Source organism: Sphingobacterium sp. T2, assembly GCF_000814685.1.
Lineage (GTDB): Bacteria > Bacteroidota > Bacteroidia > Sphingobacteriales > Sphingobacteriaceae > Sphingobacterium > Sphingobacterium thermophilum.
Window position 1 is genome coordinate 1 of record NZ_JXAC01000327.1, and the last position, 946, is coordinate 946.

General features: G+C 43.7%; 2 protein-coding genes and 1 pseudogene. 1 reads left to right on the plus strand and 2 read right to left on the minus strand.

The window, feature by feature from the left end; genetic code table 11:
• On the minus strand, positions 1-397 hold a 397-nt coding region (locus tag SD31_RS19645; RefSeq protein WP_231561712.1), incomplete at its 3' end, for a tyrosine-type recombinase/integrase.
• 23 nt (positions 398-420) lie between these two features.
• A pseudogene (locus SD31_RS21065) lies at positions 421-612 on the minus strand (integrase); the annotation flags it as partial.
• Between SD31_RS21065 and SD31_RS19655 the strand changes: the two are divergent.
• On the plus strand, positions 539-832 hold the full coding sequence (locus SD31_RS19655) for a hypothetical protein (RefSeq protein ID WP_231561713.1): 294 nt from the start codon (positions 539-541) through the stop codon (positions 830-832). The pseudogene SD31_RS21065 and the gene SD31_RS19655 sit on opposite strands and share 74 nt — an antisense overlap.
• Positions 833-946 lie beyond the last annotated feature (114 nt).

The following is a 946-nucleotide window of genomic DNA, read 5'->3' on the forward strand; positions in this document are numbered from 1 at the left end:
AAGTTTTGGGCTTGTATGCTTTATAATATTCCCGCAGCAAATCCAGCACTGCAGACGGTAGTGGTACATACCGATCTTTCTTTCCTTTACCCGCTTCGATGAGTACCTGCATCCGTCCACTGTCGATGTCGCTCAATTTCAGATTGACAATCTCACTTACTCGCAGCCCCATTCCGTAGCACAGTTGCAGCATCAGCAAATGCTTCTGGTTTCGTACAACGTCGAATATCCGCTTTACTTCCTTTTGACTCAACACCTTTGGCAAAGTGGATGGCTTCTTCGGCCGTGGGATTTCGGCAAAGAAGTCCGGTTTATGGAGCACCTGTTCAAAATAGAATTTGATGGCGTTGAGCTGCTGTGCAGCTGGCTTTCTGAAATCTTCAATGTATTGATGCAATAAAGAATGTAAGCACGGAGACGGTCGTAGCCCAGCGAATCAACGGGCACATCTTTCAAAATATACAGTAGCTGTGCAAATTCGATCATGTATGTCTTTATGGTGGATGGACTATAGGCTTTCATCTGCAATACCTCTTTCATGCGTTGCAACTCCCGAGCATTCAATGGTGACAATTTGGACAACACCCCTTTGCCAACCGGTGGGATTTCCATCCCAAACAGTGTCCGGAAATGGGTGTTGTCCGGTACATACCAGCACTTCTTAGACCTGCTCCACCTACCTTTCAGCGATTTGACCAAATCAATCTTTGCCCGGTCGTATTTGAAATCCATCCAAATGACTGCGGCATCCTTGCGCCTGCCGTCCCGAAAATCAAAACCAGAAAAATCAACAACTTCTATACTGCGTATTTTGTATTATCTGCCAAAGTAACTTTAAGAAAGTTATACAAAATACGCAATGGACAAAATCGCACAACCATAAAGTGAAGCCCCTTACAAACAAATATTTATGGACAAAACAGAGAATTATTGTTTTTTTGTGTAA